Source organism: Acidimicrobiales bacterium (assembly GCA_035536915.1).
In the GTDB taxonomy this organism is placed as follows: domain Bacteria; phylum Actinomycetota; class Acidimicrobiia; order Acidimicrobiales; family JAHWLA01; genus JAHWLA01.
This window is the reverse complement of sequence record DATLNE010000007.1, coordinates 1-13977: the sequence shown is the minus strand read 5'-3', so window position 1 is coordinate 13977 and position 13977 is coordinate 1. Positions and strand designations below refer to the sequence as shown.

General features: G+C 68.4%; 12 protein-coding genes and 1 tRNA gene. 7 read left to right on the top strand and 6 right to left on the bottom strand.

What is annotated here, in order from left to right:
* Nucleotides 1-8: 8 nt before the first annotated feature.
* The 4 genes from VM938_01875 to VM938_01860 all read right to left on the bottom strand — a co-directional run bounded on the left by VM938_01875 (nt 9) and on the right by VM938_01860 (nt 5754).
* Complete coding sequence (locus tag VM938_01875) at nt 9-1541, bottom strand: ABC transporter substrate-binding protein (protein HVF73770.1); 1533 nt, start codon at nt 1539-1541, stop codon at nt 9-11.
* Nucleotides 1538-4030 (bottom strand): hypothetical protein, encoded by a 2493-nt coding sequence (locus tag VM938_01870; GenBank protein ID HVF73769.1) that lies wholly within the window; start codon nt 4028-4030, stop codon nt 1538-1540. The genes VM938_01875 and VM938_01870 overlap by 4 nt, the downstream gene beginning before the upstream one ends.
* A gap of 248 nt (nt 4031-4278) precedes the next feature.
* Nucleotides 4279-4929, bottom strand: coding sequence for a hypothetical protein (locus VM938_01865; protein ID HVF73768.1), 651 nt, complete (start codon nt 4927-4929; stop codon nt 4279-4281).
* Between the two features lie 207 nt (nt 4930-5136).
* Nucleotides 5137-5754: a hypothetical protein gene (locus tag VM938_01860; protein ID HVF73767.1), complete on the bottom strand. Its 618-nt coding sequence runs from the start codon at nt 5752-5754 to the stop codon at nt 5137-5139.
* Between the two features lie 108 nt (nt 5755-5862).
* Between VM938_01860 and VM938_01855 the strand changes: the two genes are divergently transcribed.
* The 6 genes from VM938_01855 to pth all read left to right on the top strand — a co-directional run bounded on the left by VM938_01855 (nt 5863) and on the right by pth (nt 9611).
* A complete protein-coding gene (locus VM938_01855) occupies nt 5863-5961 on the top strand; it encodes an AURKAIP1/COX24 domain-containing protein (GenBank protein ID HVF73766.1) in 99 nt (32 codons plus the stop codon).
* A 78-nt stretch (nt 5962-6039) separates the two neighbouring features.
* Nucleotides 6040-6112, top strand: a tRNA-Gln gene (locus VM938_01850).
* 29 nt (nt 6113-6141) lie between these two features.
* Complete coding sequence (locus VM938_01845; GenBank protein ID HVF73765.1) at nt 6142-7245, top strand: sugar phosphate nucleotidyltransferase; 1104 nt, start codon at nt 6142-6144, stop codon at nt 7243-7245.
* A gap of 2 nt (nt 7246-7247) precedes the next feature.
* Nucleotides 7248-8219 carry a ribose-phosphate diphosphokinase gene (locus VM938_01840; GenBank protein HVF73764.1) on the top strand — a complete coding sequence of 324 codons (972 nt, stop codon included), beginning with the start codon at nt 7248-7250 and terminating at the stop codon, nt 8217-8219.
* Nucleotides 8220-8303: 84 nt separating this feature from the next.
* Nucleotides 8304-9008, top strand: a complete 705-nt coding sequence (locus VM938_01835) for a 50S ribosomal protein L25 (GenBank protein ID HVF73763.1) — start codon at nt 8304-8306, stop codon at nt 9006-9008.
* On the top strand, nt 9009-9611 hold the full coding sequence (gene pth / locus VM938_01830) for an aminoacyl-tRNA hydrolase (GenBank protein HVF73762.1): 603 nt from the start codon (nt 9009-9011) through the stop codon (nt 9609-9611).
* An 86-nt stretch (nt 9612-9697) separates the two neighbouring features.
* On the opposite strand, the gene VM938_01825 is transcribed toward pth, so the two are convergent.
* Both VM938_01825 and VM938_01820 read right to left on the bottom strand, forming a co-directional pair.
* Nucleotides 9698-10276: a hypothetical protein gene (locus tag VM938_01825; GenBank protein HVF73761.1), complete on the bottom strand. Its 579-nt coding sequence runs from the start codon at nt 10274-10276 to the stop codon at nt 9698-9700.
* Nucleotides 10273-11427, bottom strand: a complete 1155-nt coding sequence (locus tag VM938_01820) for a DUF222 domain-containing protein (GenBank protein ID HVF73760.1) — start codon at nt 11425-11427, stop codon at nt 10273-10275. The genes VM938_01825 and VM938_01820 overlap by 4 nt, the downstream gene beginning before the upstream one ends.
* Nucleotides 11428-11524: 97 nt before the next feature.
* Between VM938_01820 and VM938_01815 the strand changes: the two genes are divergently transcribed.
* A partial coding sequence (locus tag VM938_01815; protein HVF73759.1) for a DEAD/DEAH box helicase occupies nt 11525-13977 on the top strand: 2453 nt, incomplete at its 3' end.

Here is a 13977-nt window from a genome sequence, read left to right as displayed (position 1 = left end):
TGTGGGTGTCACTCGCCGGGCGGGATGTCCTGGCCGACCCACGGGTCGGGGATCAGCGGCGTGCGGCTGCGCCATCCGGTGAAGCTCTGCTCGTACTGGATCTCGAATGCCTGGGCGCTGGAGTTGGCGAAGTGGTTGCCGGGTTTCCAGGTGAGCGGCGCCGACAGGCCGGAGTTGTACGTCATGGAATCGAGCACCGTCCGCAGGTTGTCGCGGGTCAGGTTGGGCCCGACCTTCTTGAGGGCTTCGACCAACAGGCCCATGCCGACGTAGCCGCCTTCGAGGAACTGGTTGGTGACGTCGGCCGACGAGGATTCTTTGCGCACGGCAGCCACGTACTCCGACACCGGGCCCGCGCCTGCGTACTGCTCGATGGGCGGGTTGTAGCCGGTCCACACCCACATGCCTTTGCACGAGCTGCGGCACTTCTCGGCGAAGTCGCGGGTGAACAGGGGCTGCGCTCCGCCGAACCCGATGCCAGGATTGGCCCCGCGACCGGCGGCGAACCAGCTCAAGGCCGTGTCGGGCTCCAACAAGATGGCGACGAAATCGCAACGCCCCCCGGCGTTGGTGGTCGAGTTCATGCCGCAGGCGCTGTTGAAGTCACGTGCCTCGGACGTGTAACTGGTCTTGTTGGGTTGGATGCCGCAGAAGCGCCGGGTACACGTCTTGAGGGAGGGGTCGTAGCCGTCGACGTCCTTGTTCACCAGCCGCTTCACGGCCTGGTTGTAGGCGTACGCACCCTCGACCCCGAAGTGGTACTGCGAGTCGAACACGATGCCGAACTCCTTGGCCCCGCGGTCAGCCGCGTTCTTGGCCATGATGTGCATGGCCGAGATCGTCGAGGTCGCCACCGGCCAGATCCACGGGTTGCGGTACTGGTGGATGAGCATGCCGTCGGTGCCGACAACGGGGACCTTCTGGCGCTCGATGTAGTCGTCGGCGCTGCGGAGCCCTTCCGACGACGGCACGACGGAGAGGGCGAATACCTTTTCGCTCTCCACGAAGTTCTGGATGTACTGGGCACCGAGGGTGGCGTTCCACGAGTCGTTGCGAAGGCGGAGCTCCAGCTGGCGGCCGCAGACGCCTCCGGCGCCGTTGACCCGGTTCACCACGGCGTTCATGCCGATACGCACCGGGGCGAGAAAGCTGGCGCCCGGACCGTCGTTGACGATGGTGGCGGCCAGCTTGACCCGGTTCCCCGTCACGCCGACATCGGTGTTGCCGCCGTTGCGACCCGCTTCACAGGCCTGCCCCGGCTTGGCGGCCACGGCGCCAGGACCGGTGCCCCCGCCACCTCCGGCCGCCGCACCTCCTCCGCCACCGCCACCTGCCGCGCTGTCAGCAGTACCACCGGCCCCGCCACCACCGTCGGTGCCTGCGACCTCGCCGGGCGTGTCGCCATCGGCAGCGGAAGTGGCCAGTCGTCCTCCCGGCGGGAAGATCGTGCCGAGCGATAGCAGCAGCCCGACGACGACCACGACGGCCAACGTCATGAGGGCGCTGCCGGTGGCGGGGTCGAAGCGCCGCAGCCGGCTCATGCGCCCACCCCAGGAGACAACACGCTCCGTTCCAACAACATGCGCCGCCGAGCCGAGAGGTACACGGGTGCCAAGAGGATGCTCCAGACCAAGAGGAGTGCGATCGTTTCGGGAAGTGCGTTGCGCAGGTAGGCCCAGCCGAGCGCAGCCAAGCCACGCGGTGGGTCGTCGTCGTCGCTGATCGGTGCCGCGCCCAACGGGGTAGTCCCGTTCGGGTTCCCGCCACCGAGGAAGGCATCGAGGGCGACATCCAGCCCAGCAGCGTCGGTGGCACTTCCGCCGAGAGAGCCGGGACTGTCCAGTTCGCCGCCCCCGCTGCCCAAGAGATAGATGCCATAGCGGGCTTCCACAGCCGCGCCTGCGAACTGGAAGATCGTCCGCGACGGCCGGGTGTTGTCGCTGACCAACGAGACCACCATGCCCGGTACTTCGATGCGATCGTCGCCCTGCTCGTTGAGGCTTACTGCCTCGAGGTGCTCTTCGGGGCGGATGCGTACGACCGCCTCGTAGCCTCCGGGGCTTCCGAGCTTGCCCGGGTCGGGCCTGGGAAAGTCGACCCGCAGCACGCCGACGAAGGAGGCGTTGATGGCGCGGGCGACCGCTTCTTCGTCGCACTGCTCGCTGCAGAGCCGCTGCCCGTTCATAGAGACGTCGCGAACCCGACGCGTGAACGTGGACTTGGCCGTGCCCGCCCGCCCGTGGGCCTGGGCCGTGGCTGTCACCTCGACGCCGCCGAACTTGAGCACGCCCCCGAGGATCGAGATGCCGCTCGCATTGGCGGTCACCGTGCTGACGACGCCGCGGTCGCCATCGATTCGGACGTCGGAGGTTGTGTTGCTCGACCCGAGCCCCACGGCCAAACCGGGGCCGGACAGTTGCGATTGCCCGGAGGAGGCGGAGGCCGTCGCCTTGCTCCCGGCTTCGCATTCGACGGATGCGCCTGGTTCCGATACGGACACGGGTTTGTCGCCGAGGTCGATACAACGTGCTTCGCGGAACGGCCATTCGGCGCCGCCCTGCTGCAAGTCCTTGCCCGTGTTGGAGACGTCCCTTTCGCCGCCGCTGGCCGATGCATCGGCGCCCTCGTTGCGCAGGCCGATGCTGCGTGCCGGCGCCCCGCTGATCTCGCGCGTGCCGGGACCGAGCGGCACCACCTGCTGGTTGATGTCGACGGGCACCACGTTGAACCGCAACGAGTCGTAACCCCCGACGAACCGATAGCGGGCGCCGAAGGCCTGAGCCGCGCCGCCGTAGTTGGCGCCGGTGACGCCGGGGCGCTCGTCGACCTGCTTGGTGTTGGCGTCGGCGTCGGGGGCCCTGGGCGGCACGAAGTGCGGGGCCCGGTCCTCGGCGACCAGGATCTCGTCCTGGACGTAGCCCAGGAATACGCGACCAGTTCGCTCGTCGACGGCGATGTGCCGTTTCTGTGCAGGCCCGAGCTTGTCGTTGCTGAACGACGGGCTGGCTCGGCCTTGCGACACAGGGGTCGAGCGCGTGTCGGCAGCCAGCAGGCCACCGGCAGACAAGGTGTACAACCGACCGTGCTCTGCGTCGATCCCGATCTGCCCGATGGAGTCACCGACGGCAATCGACCCGACCCAACTGTTCGAGCGGCCGTCGAAGGCGTACACGCTGACTCCCGCGCCGCTGGTAGACGATGCCAGCAGCAGACGCCCCGACCCTGGGTCGAAGACGGAGTCGGTGTTGAGGTAGTCGCCTGCCCGGGGGAACAGCTCGAAGGTCCTCGTCGTGCCGAGCACCAGTCGGCCGACACCGGTCGGGACCGGCGGGTACTTCACCACTTGCGCGTTCGGCGCCGTACACCCGAAGTAGACGGAGTTCGTCTCGGCGACGTAGCCGAGGCCGGGTGCGGTGTTGGCCGTGACGGGCAGGGAACACCCGGGCACTGCTTCGCTCCATTCACCCCGTCGGTTCACCAAGTCGACGCTGGTGATGGTGACGGTGCCCGCCTGGGCGCTCGCCGTCTCGTAACCGGAGCTGGGCTGGTACACAGGGTCGACCATCGAAAGCAGGAACGCCCGTCGCCCTTGGTCGGCCAACGCCACGGTGAACACGCGCTGGCTCGCAGGCAGTGTCGTGGCAAGGTCGACCCGAGCCTGCTCCGCCACCGTCGTCCCCGTCAGGCGGAAGACGCGAATCGACGATCCACCGGGGCCCGCAAATGCGGCGACGAGGTCTCCCGTAGCCGGGTCGACGGTCGATGCGTCCGGCGCGCCGATGGCCGTACGCACGGTAATCGGCTCGAGCGAGTCGAGGTTGTACATCACGACTTCGCCGTAGCTCGGGAGAAGTCCGTACAGCAGGCGCTGCTGTGACGCCGTCTTCAAGTGCAGTTGGCTGGCCAGGACGTCATCGAGATTTGCGGGCTTCCAATACCGGAAGCGCACGACGCTTTCGTCTTCCGCGGCCCGAGCGGGCGGCGTGGCGATGTCGCTCACCAGCGGTACGGACAGCACCAGTCCGATCATGATGCGAATGAGCGTGGACGCGCCGAGTCTCATCCTGGCGACACGTCGGGGCGAGTTGATCCTCTGCATAGCTGTGAACGACCTCCGGGCGCCGCGTCGCTGCGGGCGGTTCACGTACGGGTGGTTTCCTTCGACACCCATAGGTGACATCCCTTGTCGTTCGTGTCAGTGTTCGATGGAAAGATGCGATACGGCCCCCGAGGCGACTCGCCTCGGGGGCCGTGAAAGCCAAAACGCAGCCCTGGAGATCAGGGAATCAGCGACTTCGCGTTCTGGCACGGGGCCGTCTTCGAAGAGTACGACTGCACCGAACCGGCAAGCGCGTACGAGTTTGTGGTCGGCGCCGACGTCGGCACGAACACGAACTCACCCACGACACAGAAGTTCGTGCTGACGGTATAGGTGCCGCCCAAGACGTTGTTGACTGTGGCAGTTGCTGTGCAGCTCCCGCTCACCGCCACAGCGCCGCCCCGGCGGCTGTACACCAGGTTGCACGTCACGGTGACCGAGCCCGTACCGACGACTGTTGTGCCGTTGTGTGTCCCCTCGAAGACGCCGGTGCCGGTGCAGTTGCCGGTGACCGTTCCTTCACCGCTGGCCGACGTCTCGGGTGCGTTCGACCCGCCCTGGAACAGGCAGTTCATGTCGAACGACACTGTGCCGCTTGTCCCGGCGGGGGCGGTAGTGGAGACAACGGCCACGCTTCCTGTGACACGGCCTGTGAAACGAACTGCCTGGCCTGCAGGCACGGTGCTCAGCCCGGGGGTGATGGTGCCGGTGCCTGTGGCGACAGCACCACCTGTAACCAGTGTGGATGCCTGGGCAGGCGTGGGTGCAAGGACGCTGAAGACCGACACCAAGGGAATGGCGACGGCGATCAGCCGCTTGATTTGACGCATTACATCGCTCCTTTTTCCCTCCGCAGAGGGGTCGACTGGGTTCACGATGAGGCGTGGAACAAGGTCGAAGGGCGAGTGAGACGAAATGGTGAGACGTCCCCCCGAGGTGTGCGTCTTGCCTCGTCGCTAGAAAGTTAACACCCGCGGCTGACAAGGTAGCAAGTGATTTTTGTCACCTAGGCGACAATTTCTTGCATCGTCCGGGTGTCAGCAGGGTGTCGTCGGTCCGGTGACATCGAAAGTCATGCTTGTGGTGCCGCTCTTGCCGTCCGTTCGCCGAGAGGCAGAGGTGACGACGGTGGCCTTCCCGAGTGTTGGTCCCACAGTGAACGTGTACTCGAAGCGCCCGTCCGGCCCTGCGACTCCGGCCTTTGTGGTGTCGTGGCTCTGGTTGTCGGCGTATCGCACGAGCATCGACGCCACGTCGTCCGGCTGCAGGTACATGACCACGGTGAACGAATCGCCGGGATGAGCACATGGCGCCGACAGCGTCACCCGGTATGTGTAGTCGTCGGGTGACGCAGGGATCGTCGGTGTCGTCGTCGTGCTGCCTGCACCGGCTCCGGGTCCACCGGGCGGCGTCGTGGGGGTGCTGTTTGCCGTCGTGGTCGGCGTCCCGCCTCCCGGGACGGTCGAAGTCACGTCCCCCGACTGCGCAGTGCGTTGCCGTTCGCCCTTGTCGGCCCTGTCGTCGCCCGATTGCAAGAGGATCAGGGCAAGAAGCGCCACAGCGACGACGACAGCGAGGGCGATACCGGCCAGGCGGGCGGAGCGCGCTGCGGCAGCGGGCGCTTCTTCGATCGGCTCCAGTGGTTCCACCATCATCCCCCCGTGTTCGGTTCGCGTGGTTCTGTTCGACCACGCCGCCCGGCCTCCCTGCTCGGCGCCGGGTTGGCCTCGCCGTCGATCCTGCCGCTAGCCTGACCGGCCGACATGGGATCTTTGATCAAGAAGCGCCGCAAGCGCATGCGGAAGAAGAAGCACAAGAAGATGCTGAAGGCCACCCGCTGGCAAAGGCGGGCTGGCAAGTAGGCACGAGTTCGCTTCGCAAGCGGCCGCCCTTCGGGGCGGCCGTTGCGCGTCCCGCCCCCGCTACGCTGAGGGCGGCAGTGGCGGGTAGTTCAATCGGCAGAACGCTTGACTTTGGATCAAGAGGTTGCAGGTTCGATTCCTGCCCCGCCAGCTCCGACCCGTCGAGGTAGAAAGGAAGCGATGAGCCAGCGCCCGCTTTCCGCCGTCGTCCTCGCTGCGGGTGAGGGCACCCGCATGCGCTCGTCGCGGCCGAAGCCGCTGCACCTGCTGTGCGGCCGTCCCATGGTCCTCCACGTGCTCGACGCCTTGGTCGAACTGGAGGTGGAGCGGGTCGTCGTGGTCGTGGGCCACATGGCCGAGCGGGTGACAAAGACCCTGCAGGAACTGGCCCCGCCCAACATCGCCATCGACTTCGTCGAACAACACGTCCAGCGGGGCACGGGCGATGCCGTGTCGGTGGCCCTCACCGGTTTCCCCGACGACGACGTCGACGACGGCGACATCGTCGTCCTCCCCGGCGACACGCCCTTGCTGCGCCCGCCGACGCTTGCTGCGTTGGTGCGCGACCACCGCACGGCCGACGCCGCCGCCAGCGTGCTCACGGCGCGCATCGAGGACCCTACCGGCTACGGCCGCATCGTGCGCGACAAGAACGGCCGGGTGGCCCGCATCGTCGAGCACGGCGACGCCTCCGACGACGAGCGTGAGATCGACGAGGTGAACACCTCGATCTACTGCTTCCGGCGCTCGGTGCTGGCGCCCGCGCTGCGGCGGCTGAGCCCAGAGAACGCCCAAGGCGAGTACTACCTGACCGACACCGTCGCAGTCCTCCACGACGCGGGCTACCCCGTCATCAGCCGCGTCGTCGACGACCCCATGGAAGCGGCGGGCGTCAACGACCGGGCCCAGCTGGCCATCGCCGAGGCCGAGCTGCGCGACCGCACCAATGAGCGGTGGATGCGCCGGGGCGTGACCATGCTCGACCCCGAGCGCACCTACATCGACGCCAGCGTCGACCTCGGCACCGACGTGACCTTGTTCCCGGGCACCATGCTGCAAGGCAGCACGGTCGTGGGGGCGGGCGCCGAGCTCGGCCCCGACGTGCGCCTGGTCGACTGCGTGGTGGGCGAGCGAGCGGTGGTCGAACAAGCTGTGGCCCGCCAGGCCGAGATCGGCGCCGACGCCCGGGTGGGGCCGTTCGCCGTGCTCTCGCCGGGAGCGCATGTGGCGCCCGGCACCGTCACCGGTCCATTCTTCGCAGCGGGCGACGAGGACGGGGATTGACGATGGAGCTGACACCGACAAAGCGGCTCGACCTGTACGCCGGGCGTTCGCACCCGGCGCTGGCCGAGGAGGTGGCTGCGCACCTGGGCGTGACACTCGGCAACCCCAACCTGCGCGAGTTCGCCAACGGCGAGGTGCACTGCCGCTTCGACGAGTCCGTGCGCGGCGCCGACATCTTCATCATGCAGACCCACTGCGGCCCGGTGAACGACGCCGTGATGGAGCAGCTCATCATGATCGACGCCGCCAAGCGGGCCTCGGCCAAGCGCATCACCGCGGTGTGCCCGTTCTACGGCTACTCCCGCCAGGACCGGAAGGCCGAGGGCCGCGAGCCCATCACGGCCAAGCTGGTGGCCGACATGCTCACCGTGGCGGGCGCCGACCGGGTGGTCTCCGTCGACCTGCACTCGGGCCAGATCCAGGGGTTCTTCGACAAGCCTGTCGACCACCTCATGGCCATGCCCGTGCTCGTCGACTACCTACGGGCCAATGCGGGCGACGACCTGGTGATCGTGGCCCCCGACGCGGGCCGGGTGAAGGTGGCCGAGCGCTTCGCCCAGCACCTCAACGCCGACTTGGCCTTCGTCTACAAGCGGCGCCCCAAGGGCGAGGCCAACCAGGTGCAGGCGTTGGGCGTGATCGGCGACGTCGACGGCCGCCACTGCGTTGTCATCGACGACATGATCGATACCGCGGGCACCATCTGCGCAGCGGCCGGAGCGCTGCGCGACAAGGGTGCTGTCGACGTGTGGGCCATGGCCACCCACGGGGTGCTCTCCGACCCGGCGACCGACCGCCTCAAGAACGCGCAGATCAGCCGGGTGGTGGTCACCAACACCTTGCCGATCGACCCGGAGAAGCAGATCGACAAGCTCGAGGTGCTGTCGGTGGCGAAGATCATCGCCGACGCCATCGATGCGGTGTTCGAGGACACGTCGGTCTCGGAGATCTTCGGCGGCGAGAACCAGGCCTGAGCCTCGGCTGTTCCGCCGGGCGGGCGGGCTAGTAGCATCGACGGGTTCTCTGAAGTTCTCTTTCGCCCTTCCAAGGAGCGCGTCATGCCCGACCTCACTCTCACCGCCGAGCTGGGCCGTCCCATCGGCTCTCGCTCGTCCGGACGGCTTCGCGTCGCCGGGAAGATCCCGGGCGTGGTGTACGGGCACGGCAACGACCCGGTGCCGGTGGCGGTCGACGCCCGGGCGCTGCGGGCCGTCCTCAACACCGAGGCCGGCATGAACGCGCTGATCACCCTGGAGATGGACGGCAGCACGCAGTTGGCCATGGCCAAGGACGTGCAGCGCCACCCGGTGCGCAACACGGTGACGCACATCGACTTCCTGGCCATCAGCCGCGACGAGGTCATCACCACCGACGTCCCCGTCACGCTGGTGGGCGAGGCCACCGAGTTGATGCGGGCCGACGGCGTCGTCGACCACCAGCTGTTCAACCTCACCGTCAACGCCAAGCCGGGCAGCATCCCCAACGTCATCGAGATCGACATCAGCGGGCTCAAGCTGGGCGACACCATCCGGGTGAGCGACGTGGCGCTGCCCGACGGCGTGACCACCGACGCTGATCCCGAAGCCGCCATCGTGGTGGGCCAGGGCGCGCAGGTCACCGAGGCCGACCTGGTCACCGAGGCCGACGCCGAGGCGGCGGCCGTGGCTGCCGCCGAGGACGCGGGCGCCGAGGGTGCCGGCGAGGGCGGCGGCGATGCGGCTGCGGCCGGCGGCGGCGAGGGCGGCGAAGCCGGCGGGGAGTAGTTGCTCCGAGGCCGCACGGGCACGCCTGCCGACCTGTTGGTCGTCGGGCTCGGCAACCCGGGCGCACAGTACGCACGCACCCGCCACAACGTGGGCGCCGAGGTCGTCGAGCGGCTGGCTGCCCGCTACGGCGAACGCCTGAAGATGGGCAAGGAGCGCTCGCTCGTCTGTGAGGCGCGGGTCGACGCCGGTCGCTACCGGGTGGCGTTGGCCCTTCCGCAGACGTACATGAACGACTCCGGCCTGGCCGTGGCGCCGTTGGTGCGCCGGTTCGGGGTCGAGGACCTGCACCGGCTGGTGGTGGTGCACGACGAGCTCGACCTGCCGGTGGGGCGGATGAAGGTCAAGGTCGGCGGCGGGCTGGCCGGCCACAACGGCCTGCGCTCCATCAAGGCCCACCTGAAGTCCGACGACTTCGTGCGCATCCGCATCGGCGTGGGCAAGCCGCCCGGCGGCAAGGAGCAGGGCGCCAACCACGTGCTGAAGCCGCCGGGCAAGGCGGAACGCACCGAGCTCGACGTGGTGGTGGAAGAGGCCGCCGACGCCGTCGAGGCCATCCTGCGCGACGGCGCCGCCGCCGCCATGAACCGCTTCAACACGTGAGTCGCCAGTTGTGCGCGGTGGCACGCGCACAACTGACAACTCAGCAGCGCGTCAGCCGTTTGCGAGCGTGCTCTCGCACGGGACGCTCACTTCGAGATGTCGTGTCGAAGCGCGTAGAGCGTTGCATCGGCGATGGTGATGAACTCCATCGCGTGTGCCTCATCGACAAGCTGGTCGCTTAGCTGCGCCAGCATCCGCATAACGCCGAGCCCTTCGACTGCGTCTCGCGTGTGCGCTGTGATCATCCCTTTTTCGAACGCAAGGTTGGCAAGCGTCGGCGTATCCACGCCACGGACATCCAGCCCCTGCTGACTCAGGGCCCCACGTAGCTCAGCGTCGATCGCAGAATGGCTGGCCAATACCGCGGCGATCGGCGACGACCGCTCCATCAGTGCCAGCATCTCCTGTCGTAAGGCCAGCCGCTCGGGACGAGGATGACCCTCGGCTGGCACGCCGGAACCGCTGTTCGGAACCTTCGTTTTCGTCTCTGCAGCGACTCGCTCCCATTCCGCTTCAAATCCTCCGGGACCGATCTTCAGGCGGCGAAGGGCATCGCCACGGACGACCTCGCGAACTAATGGCCGCGCGAACAGTGCGATGACGACCACCGCACAAGGCCAAGCGACAGCTTCGATGACTCTGGCAACGAACTCGAGGCCGTTCACGGGCCGAGTTTGCCAGCGTGACTCGAGCAGATCTGCGTTAGTGCCCCCGGCGGTCCGGTCGTACGGGTGCGGCCCCGTGGGTCGGTGATGACCAGGGTGCCGTCGGGCTTGAGCTTTTCGGACCAGCCCGGTTGGTGGCCGAGGTGGTGGTGCCTGCTGCACTTGAGCACCAGGTTGTCGAGGCTCGTCATGCCGCCGTCGTGCCACGGGACCACGTGATGCGCCTCGCACCACTGCGACGGGCGGTCGCACCCTTCGAAGCGGCAGTGCCGGTCCCGCAACGCCAGCGCCGACCACAAGGGCGCCGGGATCGTGCGGGTGGAGGTGCCGTAGTCGAGGATCGTGCTTCGCCCGTCGGTCACCACCCGGTGGATCGCCGCATCGCACGCCAGCGCCTGCACCGACGCACCGTCGAGCGGGCCACCGCCGACGAAGCTGCCGCCCTTGCGTGCCAGCAAGGCCTCGTAGTCGACCACGACGTTGAGGTGAGGGCGGTGTCGTCCACCCCGCCTGCCGCTCTGCTGATCCAGGAAGAAGCGGCACACGTCGACCAAGGCGTCGGCTCGCCGCTGCGACGGCAGCACGTCGGGGTCGTCGACCATGGCCAAGCGCAACGCCGTGGCCACCGTCTCGCCGGCCAGCGGGTCGAGCGAGCCGGTCAACTCCCATTGGCCGTCGAGCGTCTGCGAGAGGTGCACGCCCCGCTCGAACGTCGGCTCGATGTCGAGCATCGCCTTCCACTGCTGCATGGCCAGCGCAGTGTCGGCCACCGACAGGTCGACCAGCGCGGGCACCACCGCCGCTTCGTGTTCCGCGAACTCCGGCGTCGCATTGCGCACGATGGCCTGCACCTGTCCGCCCGACACGGCGCCAGACAGCCATGCCTCGCTCGTGAGGGGCAGCGACCGCAGCTTCCTTGCCGTCGAAGCCGTCGTCTTCGCGCTGCTCGACGTCATGCCTGCGTGGTGCCGGAGCCAGGCCGTCATCGACGTCGCTCCGTCGAGCTCCCACAGGGCCTCGGCGTCGAACGCACCGACCGCGGCCGCCAGCTTGGCGTTCAGCAGGTCGGCCACCTTCAGGGCCTCGGCCAAGCCCTCCCCGTCGAACGGGACCTCCAGCTTTTCGACGACCTCCCGCAGTTCCCCGACCACCCTCTGATCGTACATATGTTCGCCCTATAAATCAAGCAAAAACCCTTGAAAACAAAGGGAATTCTGCTACCCGCCCCCACTCGGTAGCATGGCGTAGGTGAGCCTCCGCTCCCTCCCGCCACTCCTCCGCGACGAGGATTCGCTGACCGCCGTCGCAGGCTCGTCGACGGCCCTGCTCGCCGTCCCCGAACCGGCGCGTCCCTTCGTCATCGCCGGGCTCACGCACCTCTCGGGCCGCCACCCGATCATCGTCGCCACCCCGACGGCCGCCGACGCCGAGCGCACCGCCCACGACCTCCGAGCGTTCCTGGGCGACGACGACGTCGACGTCTTCCCGGCATGGGAGACGCTGCCCTTCGAGCGGGTGAGCCCCAGCGTCGAGACCATGGGCCGTCGCCTGCGGGCCATGTGGCGGCTGCAGAACCCCGACCGCATGCCCCGCGTCCTCGTCGCCCCGGTCAAGGCCCTCGTCCAGCGCCTCGGCCCCCACGTGGAAGACGCCAAGCCGGTCATGGTCAAGCCCGGCGACCAGGTCGACCCCACCGAGCTCGTCGAGACCCTCGTCAAGAACGGCTACCGCCGCGAGTACCAGGTCGAGCACCGGGGCGAGATCGCCATCCGGGGCAGCATCGTCGACGTCTTCCCCTCGACGGCCGACGTCCCCTATCGCATCGACCTGTGGGGCGACGAAGTCGACCGCCTCACCGAGTTCAGCGTGGCCGACCAGCGCAGCACCTCCGACGTCGAGTGCATCGAGCTGTTCGGCTGCCGAGAACTGCTGCCCACCGACGAGGTCAAAGCCCGGGCCGAGCGCCTCATCGGCCAAGAGCCGTGGGGCCGCGACCAATGGGACCGCCTGAGCCAAGGCCTGACCTTCGACGGCATGGAGTCGTGGCTCCCGTGGCTCACCGAGCAGGAGCACGTCCTGCTCGACCTCGTGCACGAGGACGCCCTCGTCCTGCTGGTCGAGCCCCGCCGCATGCGCGACCGGGCCGCCGAGGTGCTCGACGAAGAGGCCAGCCTGGCCGTCACCCTGGCCCAGACCTGGGGCGCCAAGGGCGACAGCTTCCCCCAACTGCACCTCCCCTTCGACCGCCTCCTGGCCCACACCAAGGCGCCCGCCTGGAGCCTCACCACCGCCCCCGAAGGGCCGGGCACCGCCACCGTGCAGGCCATGGGCTGGGACCCGGTGGTGGGCGACGGCGCCAAGCTGGCCGCCCAACTGCAACAGCTCCAAGCCGACGGCTACCGCATCGTGGTGGCCGCCGAAGGCGAAGGCAGCGGCAACCGCCTCCAGTCGGTCCTGAAGGAAGAAGGCGTCGTCGGCCTCGACATCGTCGTGCAGCCGCTGGAGCGGGGCTTCATCCTCCCCACCATCAAGCTCGCCGTCCTGGCCGAGAGCGACGTCACCGGCCGGCGTCGCGCCCACCGCCGGGCCCGGCCCCGCAAGCGCGCCACCGAGGGTTTCTTCGACGACCTCAAGCCGGGCGACTACGTGGTGCACCACCAGCACGGCGTGGCCAAGTACGGCGGCATGGTCAAGCGGGCCATCGGCGGGGCCGAGCGCGATTACCTGCTGCTCGAGTACCGCGGCGGCGACAAGCTCTACGTCCCGTCCGACCAGATCGACGCCGTGCGCCCCTACACCGGTGGCGAGACGCCCACCGTGCACAAGCTGGGCGGCACCGAGTGGGGCAAGGCCAAGGCCCGCGTGCGCAGCGCGGTGCGAGAGATCGCCCAAGAGCTCGTCGTGCTCTACCGGCGCCGCATCACCAGTCCAGGCCACGCCTTCCAGCCCGACACGCCGTGGCAGCGCGAGCTTGAGGAGTCGTTCCCGTACCAGGAAACGCCCGACCAGCTCACGGCCGTCACCGAGGTCAAGGGCGACATGGAAGAGCCCGTCCCCATGGACCGCCTGGTGTGCGGCGACGTGGGCTTCGGCAAGACCGAGGTGGCGCTGCGGGCCGTGTTCAAGGCCGTGCAGGACGGCAAGCAGGCCGCCATCCTCGTGCCCACCACCCTCCTGGCCCAACAGCACTTCTCCACGTTCTCCGACCGCTTCTCCGGCTACCCGATCCGCGTCGAGGTGCTGTCCCGCTTCCTCACGCCGCAACAGGCGCGCGCCGTCACCGATGGTGTGAAGGACGGGTCGGTGGATGTCGTCATCGGCACGCACCGCCTGTTGAGCGGCGACATCCGCTTCAAGGACCTCGGCCTGCTGGTGGTGGACGAGGAGCAGCGCTTCGGCGTCACCCACAAGGAGTCGATCAAGAAGCTGCGCCACGACGTCGACGTGCTGACGTTGACGGCCACGCCCATCCCGCGCACCCTCGAGCTGAGCCTCACCGGCATCCGCGACCTGACGCTGCTCAACACACCGCCGGCCGAGCGCCAGCCGATCCTCACCTACGTCGGCGAGTACGACGAGCGGGCCGTGGCCGAGTCCATCCGCCGCGAGCTGCTGCGCGAGGGCCAGGTCTTCTTCGTGCACAACCGGGTGGCCGACATCGAGCGGGTGGCGGCCGGGCTGCGCGAGCTGGTGCCCGAGGC